The organism is Geobacter sp. DSM 9736, assembly GCF_900187405.1.
Taxonomy (GTDB): Bacteria; Desulfobacterota; Desulfuromonadia; order Geobacterales; family Geobacteraceae; genus DSM-9736.
Map to the genome: position 1 here is coordinate 1426110 of NZ_LT896716.1, position 17015 is coordinate 1443124.

The 17015-nt window shown below is 55.5% G+C and carries 13 protein-coding genes, 1 other RNA gene, 1 pseudogene and 1 riboswitch; of the genes and pseudogenes, 2 read left to right on the top strand and 13 right to left on the bottom strand.

Annotated features, from left to right (window positions below):
* Positions 1-458 precede the first annotated feature (458 nt).
* Together CFB04_RS06710 and CFB04_RS06715 are read left to right on the top strand one after the other, a co-directional pair.
* Positions 459-4232, top strand: coding sequence for a PAS domain S-box protein (locus CFB04_RS06710; RefSeq protein ID WP_088534558.1), 3774 nt, complete (start codon positions 459-461; stop codon positions 4230-4232).
* A gap of 210 nt (positions 4233-4442) precedes the next feature.
* On the top strand, positions 4443-6239 hold the full coding sequence (locus CFB04_RS06715; protein WP_172825451.1) for a GGDEF and EAL domain-containing protein: 1797 nt from the start codon (positions 4443-4445) through the stop codon (positions 6237-6239).
* A gap of 42 nt (positions 6240-6281) precedes the next feature.
* Here the strand turns inward: CFB04_RS06715 and mobB are convergent, their stop codons facing one another.
* The 13 genes and pseudogenes from mobB to panB form a co-directional block, all read right to left on the bottom strand.
* Positions 6282-6782, bottom strand: coding sequence for a molybdopterin-guanine dinucleotide biosynthesis protein B (gene mobB, locus CFB04_RS06720; protein ID WP_088536729.1), 501 nt, complete (start codon positions 6780-6782; stop codon positions 6282-6284).
* 27 nt (positions 6783-6809) lie between these two features.
* Positions 6810-7289: pseudogene (locus CFB04_RS06725) on the bottom strand (molybdenum cofactor biosynthesis protein B); the annotation flags it as partial.
* Positions 7286-7795 (bottom strand): cyclic pyranopterin monophosphate synthase MoaC, encoded by a 510-nt coding sequence (moaC, locus tag CFB04_RS06730; RefSeq protein ID WP_088534560.1) that lies wholly within the window; start codon positions 7793-7795, stop codon positions 7286-7288. The pseudogene CFB04_RS06725 and the gene moaC, both read right to left, overlap by 4 nt.
* An 8-nt stretch (positions 7796-7803) precedes the next feature.
* Positions 7804-9021, bottom strand: a complete 1218-nt coding sequence (glp, locus tag CFB04_RS06735) for a gephyrin-like molybdotransferase Glp (RefSeq protein WP_088534561.1) — start codon at positions 9019-9021, stop codon at positions 7804-7806.
* A gap of 13 nt (positions 9022-9034) precedes the next feature.
* Entirely contained in the window at positions 9035-10138 is a 1104-nt protein-coding gene (locus CFB04_RS06740) for an ABC transporter ATP-binding protein (RefSeq protein WP_088534562.1), read from the bottom strand.
* Positions 10135-10833, bottom strand: a complete 699-nt coding sequence (locus CFB04_RS06745; RefSeq protein WP_088534563.1) for an ABC transporter permease — start codon at positions 10831-10833, stop codon at positions 10135-10137. The genes CFB04_RS06740 and CFB04_RS06745 overlap by 4 nt, the downstream gene beginning before the upstream one ends.
* On the bottom strand, positions 10833-11684 hold the full coding sequence (locus CFB04_RS06750) for a substrate-binding domain-containing protein (protein WP_088534564.1): 852 nt from the start codon (positions 11682-11684) through the stop codon (positions 10833-10835). The genes CFB04_RS06745 and CFB04_RS06750 overlap by 1 nt, the downstream gene beginning before the upstream one ends.
* A 120-nt stretch (positions 11685-11804) precedes the next feature.
* Positions 11805-11921: riboswitch (molybdenum cofactor riboswitch) on the bottom strand.
* A gap of 428 nt (positions 11922-12349) precedes the next feature.
* Positions 12350-12683: a transfer-messenger RNA gene (gene ssrA, locus CFB04_RS06755) on the bottom strand.
* A 295-nt stretch (positions 12684-12978) separates the two neighbouring features.
* Positions 12979-13434: an SsrA-binding protein SmpB gene (gene smpB, locus CFB04_RS06760; RefSeq protein WP_088534565.1), complete on the bottom strand. Its 456-nt coding sequence runs from the start codon at positions 13432-13434 to the stop codon at positions 12979-12981.
* 61 nt (positions 13435-13495) lie between these two features.
* Positions 13496-14740 (bottom strand): amidohydrolase family protein, encoded by a 1245-nt coding sequence (locus CFB04_RS06765; RefSeq protein ID WP_088534566.1) that lies wholly within the window; start codon positions 14738-14740, stop codon positions 13496-13498.
* A gap of 84 nt (positions 14741-14824) precedes the next feature.
* Positions 14825-15223 (bottom strand): aspartate 1-decarboxylase, encoded by a 399-nt coding sequence (gene panD / locus CFB04_RS06770; RefSeq protein WP_088534567.1) that lies wholly within the window; start codon positions 15221-15223, stop codon positions 14825-14827.
* A gap of 3 nt (positions 15224-15226) precedes the next feature.
* The gene (gene panC, locus CFB04_RS06775) at positions 15227-16075 is read right to left on the bottom strand and encodes a pantoate--beta-alanine ligase (RefSeq protein WP_088534568.1); all 849 of its coding nucleotides are present in this window, start codon (positions 16073-16075) and stop codon (positions 15227-15229) included.
* Between the two features lies 1 nt (position 16076).
* Positions 16077-16880, bottom strand: a complete 804-nt coding sequence (gene panB / locus CFB04_RS06780) for a 3-methyl-2-oxobutanoate hydroxymethyltransferase (protein WP_088536730.1) — start codon at positions 16878-16880, stop codon at positions 16077-16079.
* Between the last annotated feature and the right edge of the window lie 135 nt (positions 16881-17015).

A 17015-nucleotide genomic window follows, 5' to 3' on the forward strand; every position in this document is an offset into this window, starting at 1 on the left:
CCTTTTGTTTGGTGTAAGTTTTTTGAGGGCTATTTACCAATGCAACGCCTGGCACAATGGTACCCCCCCCTCTTATTTTTTCACTTTTGCCTAAGTAGCTGTAGGGGATAGCGTAGCTAAAGCCCGCTACAATAAAGGTTTTGCAACCTTGTCGTACTCGACAGCCTTGTGCGTTTTTGCGTACCTCACTACAGGTATTAGAGCAATTCACAGCCTTCTTCTAAAAAATGTGGCGCACCCAGAGAGGTTGTAGACGCAAAATCTAGCAACCTATGCAAGGCTACCCCCTAAGTTCCGCTTCTAAAGCCATTTAACACGGGGTATCTTTGGGGGTAACAGCAACATCATCAGCTGATATTTCTTTTTTATTCCGAAGATTTACAAAGCATTTTGTATTCCCATGTGCTCCGCCAATCAACATCCAACCCAATCACGATGCAGTGAGGCAACCCGCTAAAATGGCGGGTTTTCTTTTAACGAACGCCGCGCTGTGCCTGCTGCTGGCGGCAGTGGCGCTGGTTCTAGTGGCACTTGGTCCCGGCAGCAGAGTGAGACGGACCATCAGTCGGGTCTTGGCGGCGGTAGTGATGACCGTGGGATCACTTACTTTTCTGGAGCATATCCTGGGGATAAATTTCGGCATCGACCAGTTTCTTGCCCATGAGCCCCCCGGCGCTCTCGGAATACTTCACCCGAACAGGATGGGACCGCCCGGAGCTATTACGTATGCGACTGGCGGACTATCCCTTCTTCTCCTGCTGCGGAGGAACGAGAGATCTGTGAGGGCGGCTCAATGGCTTGCGATAATGATCTGCATTGTTGCGATGTTGGGTATCCTCGGATACTTCTACAGTATCAAAGGCCTTTACGGGGCCGCCCGTTTTACGGTTATCGCCCTGCCGGCAACCATAGGCAACCTGCTCTTCGGCATAGGCTTGCTGTGCGCGCGGCCAAGGGATGGGATAATGGCCGGAGTAACATCTTCCGACCAGGGAAGCGCTATCGTCAGACGGTTGCTGCCTGCGGCGGTCCTGCTTCCCATCTTACTTGGATGGCTTCGGTTGCAAGGAGAGTGGCACGGCCTGTACGAGTTGCAGTTCGGCACCGCACTTCTCATCATTTCCTGGATCATCATCTTTTCCATTCTCATCTACAAGACCGGTGCCTGGCTCAGACAAGCCGCCGAAACTGAGCGGCTGGCTTTGGAAGAGGTACAGACCCAGCGGCAACTTCTCGATTCGGTTGTTGCAAACATACCTGCCGGGATATTCCTCGCCCGCGCCGAGGACCTGCGGATAGAGCTGGCAAATCAGCAGTACAAGGAGTTCGCACCGGGAAAAGAGATGGTAGGCAAAACGGTCGAGGAGGTATGGCCGGAGATCCAGCCCTGGTTCGGAGACATCCAGCGCAGGGTAGCTGCCACCGGAATTCCGCATCACGCGGTGGATGATCGGATTCTGCTGGCCCGCTCCCATGGTGCTGCACTGGAGGAACGTTACTTCACCTGGTCGACGGTCCGGGTTCCTCTCCCCGAGGGGCAAGAATGGGGAGTACTGACCACTGCCTGGGAGACGACCCAGCGGAAGCGGACCGAAGATGAGCTGAAACAGGCCCGGGATCTGCTCAAAGGCATTCTGGAAGGAACCACTTCCTATATCGGCGCTGTGGACACTAAGTACCGTTTTATGGCCATGAACAGCGCCTACCGAGAGACATTCTCCGACTTGTTCGGTGTGGAAGCAAAGATAGGAGATTGCATCGCAGACCTTCTCGCCCATGTGCCTGAGCAAAAGGCAACAGCAATGTCGGTATGGCAAAAGGCATTGCAGGGGGAGACATTTGTAGTGGAGGAGGAATTCGGCGTTCCCGGACGCAGTCGCCACTTCGAGATCCGCTTCAGCCCCATAAAGGATCGAGAAGGGACCATTGTCGGCGCCGCCCAGATCTCGTCGGACATAACAGCCAGAAAAGAGGCCGAGGAAGCGCTCAGGCAGAATGAAGAACGACTGCGCACAATATTTGATAATGCGGGGATAGGAATCGTCGAGGTGGCGGAAGGAGATCGTTTCGTAGCCGTAAACGACCGCGTCTGCGAGATGCTCGGTTATGCACGCGACGAGCTGCTGACAATGGATGTGCATCGGCTGACATCGCCGGAGGACCGCCCACTGAGCGACGAGATGAACCGCAAGGTGCACGAGGGAGTACTTGCCCGGGCGGTCTATGACAAGCGCTACCTAAAACGGGATGGTTCCGCCCTGTGGGTTCACGTCAGTGTCACCGGTATCCGAGACTCGGGCGGCCGCTGGATTCGTTCCATCACCACAGTCGAGGATATTTCCGAGCGGAAGCAGGCCGAGGATGCCCTTCGACGGAGCGAGCAGAAATTTCGCGCAGTGTTCGAACAGGCAGCTGTGGGGATCGCCAGGGTCAGTTTCACCGATGCCCGTTGGATGGATATAAATGAGGCATTTTATCAAATGCTCGGCTACACCGTGGAGGAGATGCTGGCGACGCCATGGCCGGATATCACACACCCGGAAGATGTTGATCTGGACCTTGTTCCTTTCCGCAGAATGGCAGTCGGAGAACTGGAAAATTACAGTGTTGAGAAGCGCTTTATCCATAAGGATGGTCACCACGTCTGGGCAAGGCTTACCCTGTCGCTGGTAAAAGATGTTGCCGGCAATCCGGACTACGAAATCGCCATTATTGAAAATATCAGCGAATATAAATACGCGGAGAATCGTTTGAGGGAAAACGAGGCACGCTTCCGTGGCATTTTTGAAAATGCAGCTGTCGGCATCAGCCTCTTCGACCGGTCCGGCAGGCTGATGCAGGCAAACGATAAGCTCTGCGACACGCTCGGCTACCAGGAGAGCGAACTGAAGGGGCGGAGCTTCGAGGACTTCAGTTTTGCCGAGGATATGGAGCCGGATCGAAGCAACTACCGGCACATGATGGACGGGGAACTCCCATATTACGTGGTGGAGAAACGGTATGCCCGGAAGGATCGTACCCTCGTTTGGGTGCGGGTGACGCGGGCAGTGCAACGGGGTCCTGATGACGAACCGCAGTATTCCATAAACATTGTCGAAGATATTTCCGCCCGCAAGGAAGCAGAGAGCGAGTTACACAGGACAGCTGCGCTCCTGCGAACAGTGACAGAAAACACACCCGATTTCATATTTGTGAAGGACCGGCAGGGGCGAATGCTCATGGCGAACCCGGCAACGCTGAATGATCTCGGAAAACCTCCTGAAGAAGTGCTGGGCCGTACTGACGACGAGTTCCTTGGTGGAGAAGGAGCTTTAAAGATCATGGAAAACGATCGCATGGTCATGGAGCGGGGTGAGACGCTGGTTTTGGAGGAGATTCCGCACCCCCAGGGCGACAGGCGCGTGTACCTCTCTTCGAAGAGCCCCTACCTTGACGAGAATGGGAAGGTCATCGGTCTGATCGGCATATCCCGCGACATCACCGATATCAAGCGCGCCGGTGAGGAAAGGGAGCGCCTGCTGGCGGAAGTGCAGCGTTCGAACCAGGACCTGCAGCAATTCGCCTATGTCGCCTCCCACGATCTTCAGGAGCCGTTGCGCATGGTGTCGAGCTATATGCAGCTGCTCGAACGGAAGTACAGGGATCAACTCGACGAGAAGGCGCAGAAATACATTCACTACGCAGTAGACGGAACTAAGCGGATGCAGAACCTGATAGACGGTCTCCTGAGATATTCGCGGATTTCAAGGGAGAAAGAGCTTGTACCTGTCGATACGAACGCCACGTATGCAGCCGCCATTGCCAATCTCGCCAAAGCAATCGGGGAAGCAGGCGGTAATGTGACGGTAGATCTCCTTCCTACGGTTCCCGGAGATGAAATCCAGCTAGTACAGCTCTTCCAGAACCTGATCGGCAACGGGCTGAAGTACCGGAAGCCCGGATCAGCGCCGAAGGTCCATGTTTCGGCACGGCAGCTGGGAGAAGAGTGGATCTTTTCCGTTACGGACGACGGCATCGGCATCCCGCCGCAGCACTTTGACCGGATATTCCAGATCTTCCAGCGCCTTCACACAAAAGATGAATATCCGGGCACGGGAATAGGCCTCGCCTCCTGCAAGAAGATCGTTGAACGGCACGGCGGAAGGATCTGGGTCGAGTCAGAACCAGGAAAAGGTTCCACCTTCTATTTTGCTCTACCGGCGAAAGAACCGGCACACGAACCACGGGATTAGAAAGGCTCCCGGTATCGGTTTTGCAGCCGAAGCAAGAAATATTGCCATAATCCCACGGCCTAATGATATAAACCTATAATTTCGACGTAAGTAGCAGAGGAGCAGCAGGAATTGAACAGGCATAAAGAAACAATAATTAACGACGTTGTCAAAAATTTGCGGTCATTCGAGTGCCTGCTACCGTCAAAGGAACGACAACGGTACAATTTTTTGCTTCAGAAAGTAATAGCCTTTAACAAACATGGCGAAAAAATTCTCTCGCATTTAAATAATTCACTGAAAGAAAACAAGGAACAGTACGAATCCCTGATAAATAACATTGATGTCGGCATAACCCTCATCGATGACAATTACCGGATTCTGATGGTGAGCAACTCCAATATGCAGATGCACAACATCAGCGGCCAGAAAGTCCTGGGGAAGGAATGCTTTTGCGTTTTCGCTAAAAGGGACTCGGTATGCGCGACATGTCCCGGCACTGTTGCTTTGGCAACAGGAAAGCCCGCAGTTGTGGAAGATGAAGGGGTACGTGATGACGGCACCAGGCTGACGGTGAGGATCAAGGCTTTTCCGGTTTTCGATTCAGACGGAAAAGCGAGAAAATTCATCGAAGTCGTTGAAGATATAACGGACCGCAAAAAAAGCGAGCGGGAAATAAGGCAGCTGGCATATTTCGATACCCTTACCGACCTGCCCAACAGGACCCTTCTGAAGGACAGGCTTAACCAGCTTCTGATTCACGCGAAAAGGTTCGACGAAAAACTGGCGGTTCTTTTTATAGACCTCGACAATTTCAAGGGCATCAACGATACGAAGGGACATGCCATAGGAGATAAGCTGTTGACGGCCGTCGGAAAGAGGCTGGTGAAATGCGTCAGATCAAACGACACGGTGGCTCGCCTGGGAGGGGATGAATTCGTTATCGTCGCGTCCGACATACAGCAGGAGCAGGATGTAACACATATCGGCCAGAAGATTCTCGACATGCTCGGAGAGCCCCTGGAGATAGAGGGCAACGAACTGTTCACATCGGCCAGCATCGGCATAGCGCTCTTTCCCCTGGACGGGCAGACTGTGGGCAAGCTCCTGAAAAACGCCGACACCGCAATGTACGCGGCGAAAGAGAGCGGCAGAAACAACTATAAATTCTTCTCCCGCGAGATGAACAGGAAAGCGGTGGAAAGAATGGAAATCGAGACAAGCCTGCGCAGGGCACTGGACAAGGAGGAGTTTTATCTTCTCTATCAGCCTCAGGTAAATGTCCGGACCGGCAGCATAACGGGCGTCGAGGCTCTTCTGAGGTGGAACCACCCGGAGCGGGGACTGCTTCTGCCGGACAAATTTATTCCTGTTGCGGAAGACACAGGGCTGATAATTCAAATCGGGGAGTGGGTCATAAGGACAGCGTGCCGGCAGCTGAAGGAATGGCACGATCAGGGACTGGGGCCCCTTCGGCTGGCACTCAACATCTCCGGCAAGCAGTTCAAAGAGAGCAACTTCGGAAAAATGCTTGAGGGAGTCATCAAGGAAGTCGGCATCAAGCCGCAAAATGTAGAACTGGAACTGACGGAAAGCGTTCTGATGGCGAATGCAGCACATACCGTAAAAATGCTTAAACGGATAAAGAATACCGGCGTCACCCTCGCTATAGACGACTTCGGAACCGGCTACTGCTCCCTGGCGTATCTGAAAAATTTCCCCATAGCCCGATTGAAGATCGACAAGACATTCATTTCGGAAGTAACCACTACCAAAAGCGATGCTTTGATAACCGAGGCAATCGTAGCTTTATCCAGAACACTGGGACTCCAGGTCATAGCTGAAGGAGTTGAGAACATCGAGCAGATGCATTTTCTTGCAAGCAGGGACTGCCATGAAATGCAGGGGTACCTCTTCAGCAAGCCTAAGTTGGCCGACGAAATCGATATGCTGCTGCGCCGGCAGGGCACTTCTCAACTACCTCCCCTCTTCCCGGAGAGCGAATTTCTGCCAATAGCCTCTCCTTAGGCAAGAGCATCTGTCTAAAGGCTGAAGCTCCGCGACCCTCTATCAGCGCTTCAGGAATCGCGCCTCCACGAATAAAGCGACAGCCTCCGGATCGTTCAGGTCGAGGAGCGGCACGTCAACGTCCAGTTGCATATCACTGGCAACGGCAATCAGGGTGGGATCATAATTCTCGCCCCGGCAGAGGAGCTCGCTGCTTCGCTCCCGGCGGTGCACCTCGATCTTAGGCAGGTCCCCCAGCTTGAAGCCCTCCGTAATGACGATGTCGACGTCACCGAAGTAGGTAGCAATGAGTTCCCTGATGGGAGGGGATGCAGCATGCCGCTTAACGAGGGCCAGTTTCTCAGGGGAAGAGATGAGCATCGTATCGGCCCCGGCAGCAGTCAGGCGGTGGCTGTCCTTTCCCGGATGATCGATATCGAAGCGGTGGGCATCATGCTTTATTGCTCCAACCCGCCATCCCCGCTTCTTCAGCTCCGCTATCACCTTTTCAAGCAGGGTCGTCTTTCCGGTGCCCGATTTGGCGACGAATGACACGGCTTTCAGCCCTTCTGGCGCCACAAGGGCGCTTCCGGCACAATCCTCCGGATCCCCCTTGATCTTCGCCACCGCATGGGGCACCGCAGGCCAGACCGCTTCCAGGTTTTCCACCGCTCCCTTCGGGCTGCCGGGAAGATTGATTACCAGACACCCTCCCCGGATTCCGGCAATGGCCCGGGAGATCATGGCGTGGGGGGTCTTCGTGAGGCTCTTTGCCCGCATCACCTCGCCAAAGCCTGGGATAACACGGTCCACCACACCAAGTGTGGCGTCAGGAGTGACATCCCGAGGGGAGACGCCGGTGCCGCCACAGGTAAGGATGAGGTCGTAAGCACCGCTGTCGGACCACTCCCTGAGTCGCTGGGCAATGAGTGAGGCCTCGTCCGGAACCACCTCAGTCCTGAGCACCGCCGCGCCCTGCTCCGCCAGCCACTTTTCCAGCGCCGGCCCGCTCGTATCAACACGCTCCCCACGAGCTCCCTTGTCGCTCAGAACCAGAATCGCCACATTCATAACCCGCTCCCCTCCTCACTGTCGGTGTCGTACCCTTCCCGCCGGTACGTTCCGCTCTTCCCCCCCTCCTTGTAGAGGAGGCACACTTCGCCGATGCTGATTCCCTTGTCGCTCCCCTTGCACATGTCGTAGATGGTGAGAGCTGCCACGGAGGCTGCGACCATGGCCTCCATCTCCACCCCGGTCCGCTCGAAGGCCCGCACCGTTGCAATCACCGATACCTCCCCTGTTGCCGGAACGGGGAAAAAATCGACGGCAGCATGATGAATGGCGAGAGGATGGGACAGGGGAATGAGCTCGGGGGTTTTCTTGGCGGCGCTTATCCCTGCGAGCCTGGAGACGCCGAGGACGTCCCCCTTGCTCATGCAGCCATCTAGAATAGCCTGCAGCGTCTCGGGCTTCATCCGCACTACGCCCCGCGCCCGTGCCGTCCGCAGCGTCGGCTGCTTTCCGCTCACATCCACCATGATCGCCTGGCCATTTTCGTCGAAATGGTTGAATGACATCTGACCTCCTATCGCTCCGTCATTGTTACATCGTCCCGCAGAAGCTGAACTTTCACCTCTTCCCCCGCTGCTAGATTGCCGGACTCTTTGGGGATGAAGGCCACGGCATTGGCGCGCAGCATCGTCCTCAGGATGCCGGTCTGCTGGTTTCCAGAAGTACGGGCCACCAGCTTTCCGTTCTCCATCTCGACGCTTACACGGATGAATGTGAGCTTCCCCGGCTTCTTCCGGACATCGTCGAGAAGAGTTGCGGTAACAAGGGGCCTGAAGACCCGGCTGTGCCCCATCATCCTGAGGAGCGCCGGCCGCACGAACTGGTCAAATGTAATCATGGTCGATACCGGATTCCCCGGCAGAGCAAACACCGGCCTGCCCTCTTTAATGCCGAAGGCTGTGGGTCCCCCCGGTTTTATGTCCACCTTCCAGAAGACCTGCTCCACCCCGAGTTCAGCCAGGCAGTCCCGCACGAAATCGCGATCGCCGGCCGAAACGCCGGCCGACGTGATGAGAGCGTCCGCTTTAAGTCCTTCGATCATCAGTTTGCGGTGACTTTCCATGTTGTCTCTGGCGATGCCGAGAATAATCGGCTCTGCGCCTGCCTCTCGGACGGCTGCGGCCAAAGACAGCGCATTGCTGTTGATGATGCTACCCTTGCGTGGGGTTTCCCCCAGCTCGATCAGTTCGTCCCCCGTCGAGAGGATAGCCACCCGCGCCCTCCTGAAGACCGACAAGAATGCCTTTCCGAAGGAGGCAAGCATGCTCACCTCCGGCGGGCCGATCAGCGAACCGGCGGTTGCGAATGTCTCACCATGGGGCACGTCCTCTCCTCTGAAGCGGATGTGCTGGCGAGGGATCACCCTCTCCCTCAGGAGCACCATCCCGTCCCGCTCCTCCGTTTCCTCCACCGGCACGACAGCATCTGCGCCCGGCGGGATCGGCGCCCCGGTCATTATCCTTATTGAACACCCCGGCTGCAATTCCTCATCGGCCACTTCTCCCGCCGGAACAAAACCGGCCACCCGCAGGGTCGTCCCCTCGCCGGTGCACTCAGCAGCTCTCACCGCAAAACCGTCCATGGCGGAATTGTCGTAGAGGGGCATGTCCCAGGGCGCCGTCACATCCTCGGCCAGTACCCTTCCCACAGCGTCCAGGAGCGGGACACGCTCGCAACCGATCGGAACGATTTTTCCGAGAATTATGCTGCGTGCTTCTTCGAAGGTAGGCATGGTGGTATCTCCTTCAATGGTTTTTTTTTGTGACATGCATGAGATGAACTGCAGCAGCCTTGAACGACGCAAAGACGGCCGTTCCTTTCTCCAGGTGGAGGTCACCGAAGGACTGGCTCGTCACGTAGGCAACGAGGGGAAAGCCGCAATCGAGGCTAACCTTGTCGAAAACGCCGGCGTGCGACGTCCCTCCGATAAAGGCGGGGATGACATTTCTGGCGCTGGTGCTTCCGTGGGTGTCGGTGGTTGTGATGGTGACGTGTTCCGGACGGATGCAGAAAAGGGCGGTGTCTCCGGGGTCCGCGCTGCCGGGAAACTGGACTCTCTGCCCCCCCAGCTCTACGGTAAGCATTCCGCGGCCTGTCTCCACGACGTCGCCTTCGAACATGTTTTCCATTCCGACAAATGTTGCGACGAACTGGTCAACGGGCCGGTTCATGATTTCGAAAGGAGTCCCCGTCTGGACAATCCTCCCATTGTTCATGACGACCATTCGGTCCGACAGACGGATGGCCTCCAACTGGTCATGGGTAGCAAGCACGGCCGACGTCGATGTCTTGGTCAGAATATGCGCGAGATCCTCTGTGAGGGCCTGCCTGGTTGGAGGGTCCAGGGCTGAAAAAGGCTCGTCAAGGAAGATGATATCCGGGCGGATTGCGAAAGCCCGCGCCAGGCTTGTCCGCTGGGCCTCACCGCCGGAGAGCTTCCTGGCGGAGCGCTCAGCTAAATAGCTTATATCGAAAAGCTCCAGGGTCTCGGCGACCCGCGCCGCGATCTCTTTCCGCGAAAATTTGCGGATTTTCAGCCCCGCGGCCACATTGTCGAACACAGTCCCGTCGAACAAGAGCGGCTCCTGGAAAACCATCGCCATCCGCCTACGGTATGCGAAGGTGGCGCGATCCGAAGATATCGCCTCACCGCGACATCGGATCTGTCCCGACGCCACCGGCAGAAGGCGCGCCAGGGCCAGCAGAAAGGTTGATTTCCCCGCGCCGTTGGGGCCGACAAGAGAAACCACCTCTTTATCTCCGAGAACAAAAGAGGGGACGCTAAGCACCCGAACACCCCCCCGGACCACCTCCAGCTCGCTGGCTTCAAGAAGATGGGGCGCCGTCATCTCGGCCTCTCCCTCTGCTGGATTTTCGTCAGGGCGTAATTTACCGAAAAGCAGAGCAGCAGCAGGATGATACTTAGCGCAATTGCGACGTCGAAATTTCCCCGGCCAGTCTCCATCACCGTTGCCGTAGTCAGTACTCGGGTGTATCCCTTGATGTTACCACCCACCATGATGGATGCTCCCACCTCGGATATGACACCGCCGAATCCTGCCATCACCCCGGCGAGAAGGGGAAGTCGAGCCTCGCGCATGAGGATCAGTATCATCTGCACCCTGCTCGCGCCGAGAGCGAGAATCTGCAACTTCAGGTTTGCAGGGAGGTTCTGTATCGAAGCGATGGTGATGCCCGTTACGATTGGAGTAGCGATGACTGCCTGCGCAATGACCATAGCAGCCGGGGTGTACAGCATGTCGAGAAATCCGAAGGGGCCGTTGCGCCAGAGGAAGATGGAGACAAAAAGTCCCACCACCACGGGAGGAAGCCCCATCCCGGTGTTCACGAGGCTCACAAGGAGACGTTTTCCCGGAAAATCGGAAAGGGCGATGGTGGTGCCCGAAGTAAGTCCGAGAAGGAGGCTGATAAACGTTGCTGTCCCTGAGACCTTAAGTGAAAGCCACGCTATTCCCAGCACTTCCCGATCAAGGCTCCCGATAAGAGAGAATGCCTTGGCGATCCCTTCTGCGATTATATCCATTACAGTCCCAAAGACTCCGGTTTCTTACCCGCATCCGGGAAAAATAGAGGAGAGCCGAATTTGGCGACGCCGTAGCTGCCTATAATTTTCTGAGCCTTGGCAGACACCATGAAATCTGCAAATGCCCGCGCACCTGGGCCGTTTACCGTAGACCATCTTGCCGGGTTCACTTCAATCACGTGGTAGACATTCAGAAGCTTGAAGTCTCCTTCCACAAGGATGTCGAGCCCCAACGTCTTCTTCAGGGACAGGTATGTACCCCGGTCAGCCAGCGTGTAGCCCCTTTTCTCAGCAGCAACGTTCAGGGTCTGACCCATGCCGAGCCCCGTCTGCTGGTACCACCTTTGACCCTCCGGATTTACTCCCGCGGATTTCCATAACCCTTTCTCTTTCGCATGAGTTCCGGAATTATCCCCACGGGAAAGAAAGAGTGATCCAGCGTCGGCGATCTTTTTCATGGCTGCTGCAGCATCTTTCATTCCGCGTAACTTGGCAGGATCGGTTCCGGGGCCGACTACTATAAAATCATTATGCATGACAAGCCGCCGGTTGATGCCTGCTCCCCTTTCGATGAACTTCTTCTCGGCATCGGGTGAATGGACCAGCAGCACATCCGCCTCCCCCTTTTCCCCCATTGCCATTGCCTGTCCGGAGCCAACCGCAATGGTCTTAACGAAATAGCCGGTCTCCTTCTCGAACAGAGGGAGGAGAACGTCAAGGAGCCCAGAGTCCTGCGTACTCGTAGTGGTGGCAAGAATGACGTTCTTCGACGCAGCCTCGGCAGACCCGGCGGAAAACACCACCACAAGAAGAAATAAAGCTGATACCACTGTGTGTCTGAAAAATGTCATTTTCCCTCCTTAGCACCATTTGTTCTTTCAAGCTGGCAAGCCCGTCGATTCGGGTCAGAGATGAAAATAAAAAAGGACTTCTCCGAATGGAAAAGTCCCCTATGCCAATACCCCTATGCGAGTACGGCCTGAAGGTCTCCTTTCCAGAAGGGAGGCGCCACCGTTTCCAGCGGCACCCGTTGGCCTGGCGTCATGAGGTATCCTTTTAGACGCTGCGGCTCGGAGAGTTCGATATTCAGTTGCTGGCGTGCAAGAGCGGTTGTAGCAGAAAAGCTCTAATAGCAAAACCATGTATACATATCAACCTGTCCTGAAAAGCGCTGTTGTTGCAGAATCGGACTATTGGCAACAGGTCGAAGTCAAAGAAAAAAGCCCCTGATTTCAGAGGCTCTTCTCACGCCGGTAAAGCCGGCATTTAATTTGGTGGAGGTGGCGGGACAGTGATCCTGGGGTTTCCCCAAGGGCTGGACTATCTTTTCATCTCATTGAGATGCCGGGCGCTCTAGCTGGTCATTAAGAGGACTAGACCTCTCCAGTAGTCTCTGCACCTTCCAAGACTGCAGTCTTGGCTCGGCTCAGGGTTGCCATGCCGTAATTACGGTTTAGGGTTCCCTGAATTCACCCGGTTTTCACCTGCGGATCGCTCCGCAGGGCGACCATTTCGTTAATCGAACCCGCGTCCGAAAGTCATACGCAGAAGGCGTCTACATGCTTGTTTCGGTTTTTAAGGTTTAGCGGACTTCGTCTCCACCGAACAGGATACTCGGACCGCGATCCTGCTTCATTTCACCTTCCCGCCGCAGGCATTCGGGTCGGCTATCTCACGTAAATGACGTCCACTCCGGGCCCATGAGAAGAACTCGGGTGGACGGTAGCAGGTTATTAAGCTGCTACAGCGTAGTCATAATTGTCGGCATTTATAGCCGTGGAGGATTTTTAACGAGGCCAACCCCCATCCCCGGCATGCAACCTTTGCTTCCTACCCCCGTCGAAACCTTTACACCCCCTTTTGTGAAACGCCACTTTTGGCCGATTTCAGCGTAAGCTTCGTCGTTCGTTGTGCGGCGTAGCTTCCGCTACGCCTCCGCCTCACTCCTCACCTTCCACTGACCTCGACTCAAAAATTGTCGTTTCTTTAACCCTGCTTTGTTTGGCCGATCTAAGCGTCAGGCTCGTCGTTCATTGTGCGGCGTAGCTTCCGCTACGCCTCCGCCTCACTCCTCACCTTCCTTGACCTCGACTCAAACTTGTCGTTTCCTAGTCCTGTCTTGTTTTGGCCGATCTCAAACCTGCTTTATCTATTCCTCTCCTTCATCGCCTGCGCTACGTCTCGTTTCATATCCTTCTTTTTCATGTCCTCGCGCTTGTCGTAGAGTTTCTTGCCTTTTGCCAGCCCGAGCTCAGCTTTGACCATGCCATTCTTGAAGTATAGTCGAAGGGGGATGAGCGTGTATCCCTGCTCTCTGATCTTTCCAAAGAGCTTGGCGATCTCCTTTTTATGAAGAAGGAGTTTCCTCATCCGGTCCGGATCATGGTTTTCACGGTTTCCGAAGTCGTAAGGAGAGATGTGCAGATTATTAAGAAACGCCTCACCACTCTTCACCTGTGCAAAGGCGTCATTAAGGTTTGCCTTTCCCTGGCGAAGTGATTTTACCTCCGTTCCTGTCAGCACCATCCCCGCTTCGAATTTCTCCTCGATGAAGTACTCGTGGAAGGCCTTCTTGTTGTTGCAGATCAGCTTTTCTCCCATGTTTCGATCATAACAGATACCTTTCGGGAAGGGAAGAGGCAAGCCGGTTTGTTCCGACAGATCAGATCGTCACATGGCGTCCCGCGATGAAGACCTCCTCGATGCCGCTCTCCTCGATGACTGCATCCATCACTTCATCGCCGTCAGGCAACGTCTTCGGCCGCACAACTATAAAATCCGCCCGCTTTCCGACATCGAGGGAACCTGCCTCTCCGAGGTGAAGGATCTCTGCGGCATTGCAGGTGACCATTTCGAGAAGCTCTCGCGGGGTAAAGAGACCGGGATGCTGGCTGCGCAAAAAACGCATCTCGTCCCAGAGGGAAAGCGAGTCGTTGCTGGCCAGGGAATCAGTGCCGAGGGCGAGCAGAATGCCCGTTTTCTTGAAATTCCGTACCGGGGCAGTCCCCACCACGAGCCGGTCGTTACTGCGAGGGCAGAGGACCACCGGCACGCAGCGCTCCCGAAGAAGTTCCGCATCGGCAGCCGACACGTGCACGCAATGCACGGCAACAGTATCCTTGTCGAGGACACCTATGTCATCCAGGAAGCGGACCGGCGTCGTATGCCGGGGACGGGGAAGGTACGCCTCCCAGTGGACGAGGGGGTAAAGCTCCTCGGCAATGCGGCCGGACGTATCATGCAGGAATGCCGATTCCTCACGGGACTCGGCTACATGAATCATGACAGGGAGAGAGTGCCGGGCAGCAAAGAGCTTGAGGTCCCGGAGGTAATCCGGAGCCACGGTGTGGGGAGCATGCGGGGAGATGCCTGGAGATATACTGTTGGAAAAACGGAATGCAATAGCTTCTTCCAGGCCGCGAAGCTGTTGCAGGTTCTGGACAGGGTCCTGTCCCAGCGCTTCGAAAAACAGGCGCCCGAAAAAAGGAGCCGTCTCGTAATGGGGAAGAAGCCGCCGGTCACTCATGATATCACCAACGGCTGTCGTCCCGGCTTCCAGGGAGATGCGAAAGCCCTCACGGAGGGATAGTTCGAGCTCTTGCTGTGTGAGGGCCCGCTTTATTTTTATGACCTGGACTACCCAATCGACGTAGGTGCGGGGGGAGTAATCGATTCCCTTCCGTATCTTCCATGCAGGAAAATGTGTAAGCTCAAGGTGAGTATGAGCGTTGACCAGCCCCGGCATGATAACGCAGCCCGGAAATTCGTGAATGGTAGCGGTATGCTGGCTTCGCAGCTCGGCAAGCGTACCCGTACCCACGACTCTCCCCTCTGACACCAGAAGAGCGTTACTTTTCTCCGGTGCGCCGGTCATGGTGAGCATGCGTGACGCTGCGAAGATCTCCATGATAAGGTGTCCTTCCTAAACGGGAAGTGCACGGTCTGTGATATACAGTAGCGCGCAACCGGCGATTCGCAAGTAGTGCGGTCGTTACCAGACCACCTTTTTGAGGGTTCCCTGGCCCGGCTCTTCTTTTCTTGTGGGGAGCATTCTGTTCTTGTCGTCCACGAACACAAGCTTCGGCTCATGGCGAAGAGCCTCTTCATTGTTCATGTTGACGAAGCTGGCAATGATGACTAGATCACGTGGTGCGACCATACGCGCAGCAGCACCATTGATGCAGATGACTCCCGATCCCCGCTCCCCCTCGATGGCATAGGTTTCGAAACGATTCCCATTATCCACATCCCAGATGCATACAGCCTCGTAAGGAATGATGTCTGCCGCCTCCATAAGGTCCTTGTCGATGGTGATGCTCCCCTCGTAATGAAGATCTGCACCGGTCACCGTGGCACGGTGTATCTTGCTCTTCAGCATTTTTCTGTCCATTTCTCACTCCTCTCCCAATATGGTATTGTCGATCAGTCTCGTTGTTCCTATTCGAACTGCCAGAGCCAGAAGCGTCCCGGCACCGGCAGTCAGCACCTCATCCAGTGTATGCTTGTCGCAAAACTCGGCATAATCGACAACAGCCGAGGAAACCTTTGAAATTTCCGCCAGCGCCGTCTCACGCAACGCAGCCACCCGAAGTTCGCCGGACATGTATGATGTCCGGACCGCGTCCAGAGCCCTCTTCAGGCAGAGGGCCTCCTGTCGCTGGACCGGGGAAAGATAGGCATTGCGGGAGCTCATGGCCAGACCGTCCTCCTCCCGAACAATGGGCATTCCGAGAATCTCGATTCCCATGTTCAGGTCCTCCACCATGCGACGGATCACGGCCAGTTGCTGGAAATCCTTTTCTCCGAATAGTGCTATATGGGGCATGACAATATTGAACAGTTTGCAGACTACTGTCGTCACCCCACGGAAGTGACCCGGACGGCTTGCCCCGCACAGAGGGAGTGTGAGGCGCTCAACATCCACGTACGTCTCGTAACCCCGGGGATACATTGCAGACGCTTTGGGAGCAAAAATAATATCGACGCCGGAAGCCTCGGCAATGCTCTTGTCCCGCTCCATGTCCCGTGGATACGCGTCGAAATCTTCTCCTGCTCCGAACTGGGTCGGATTCACGAAGATGCTGGTCACCACTATGTCCGATAGCCTGCGTGCCTCGCGCATGAGGGAGGCATGTCCCTGATGTAGGTACCCCATGGTGGGAACGAAGGAAATCCTTCTACCTTCACTACGAGCGGCGTTTGAAAACGCCTGCATTTCCTGTATCGATTCGATGATCCGCATGTCAGCTGAATGAGTGCCCTTCTGTTGGGAACTCCCCCTCCTTTACCTCCCGTATGTACTGCTGCACCGCGTCCGTCATAAGTGTCCGCGCATCCCCATACCGCTTGACGAATTTTGGTGAATATTTCTCGCAGAGGCCCAGAATATCGTGAATGACGAGGACCTGGCCATCACAGCAGGGGCCCGCGCCGATGCCGATGGTGGGGATGTCTATTTCCGCAGTTATCCTTTCGGCCAGAGCACGAGGAATCCCTTCCAGGACGACAGCAAAAGCCCCCGCCTCGGCAACAGCGTGGGCATCCTTTACCAACTGTTCGGCCTGCTCGTCCCTCTTCCCCTGCACCCGGTATCCACCCATTCTGTGAATTGACTGCGGGGTAAGGCCAATGTGGGCCATAACGGGAATATCCATGTCGACGATGGCCCGAATGGTGGCTGCTATGTTCCCCCCCCCTTCAAGCTTCACCGCAGCAGCTCCCCCCTCCTTTATCAGACGGCCGGCATTCAGGCGCGCCTCAGCAACCTCCACCTGGTACGAAAGAAAGGGCATGTCCGCCACTACCAGCGCTTTCGGTTGGGCACGAACAACTGCACGGGTATGGTAGATCATTTCATCCATTGTAACGGGCAAGGTCGTTTCGTACCCGGAGAAGACAACCCCCACCGAATCTCCGACAAGCAGCATGTCGATGCCGCAGCCATCGATAATTCGGGCAGTGGGGTAGTCATAACAGGTAAGAACGGTGATCTTCTGCCCCTCCGCCTTCATCTTCTGGAAGTCCTGAATTGTCCGTTGCTTTCTCACAAGTAACTCCACAAAAAAAGCGCCTCGGAATCGAAGGCGCTTGTGCATACGAAAGAGGTAATCCTCTCCTGCATGTTCGGCTATTGCCTCCGTCCCGGTCCTTGATGAATCCTGGCGGTATTGCGATAAATGCGG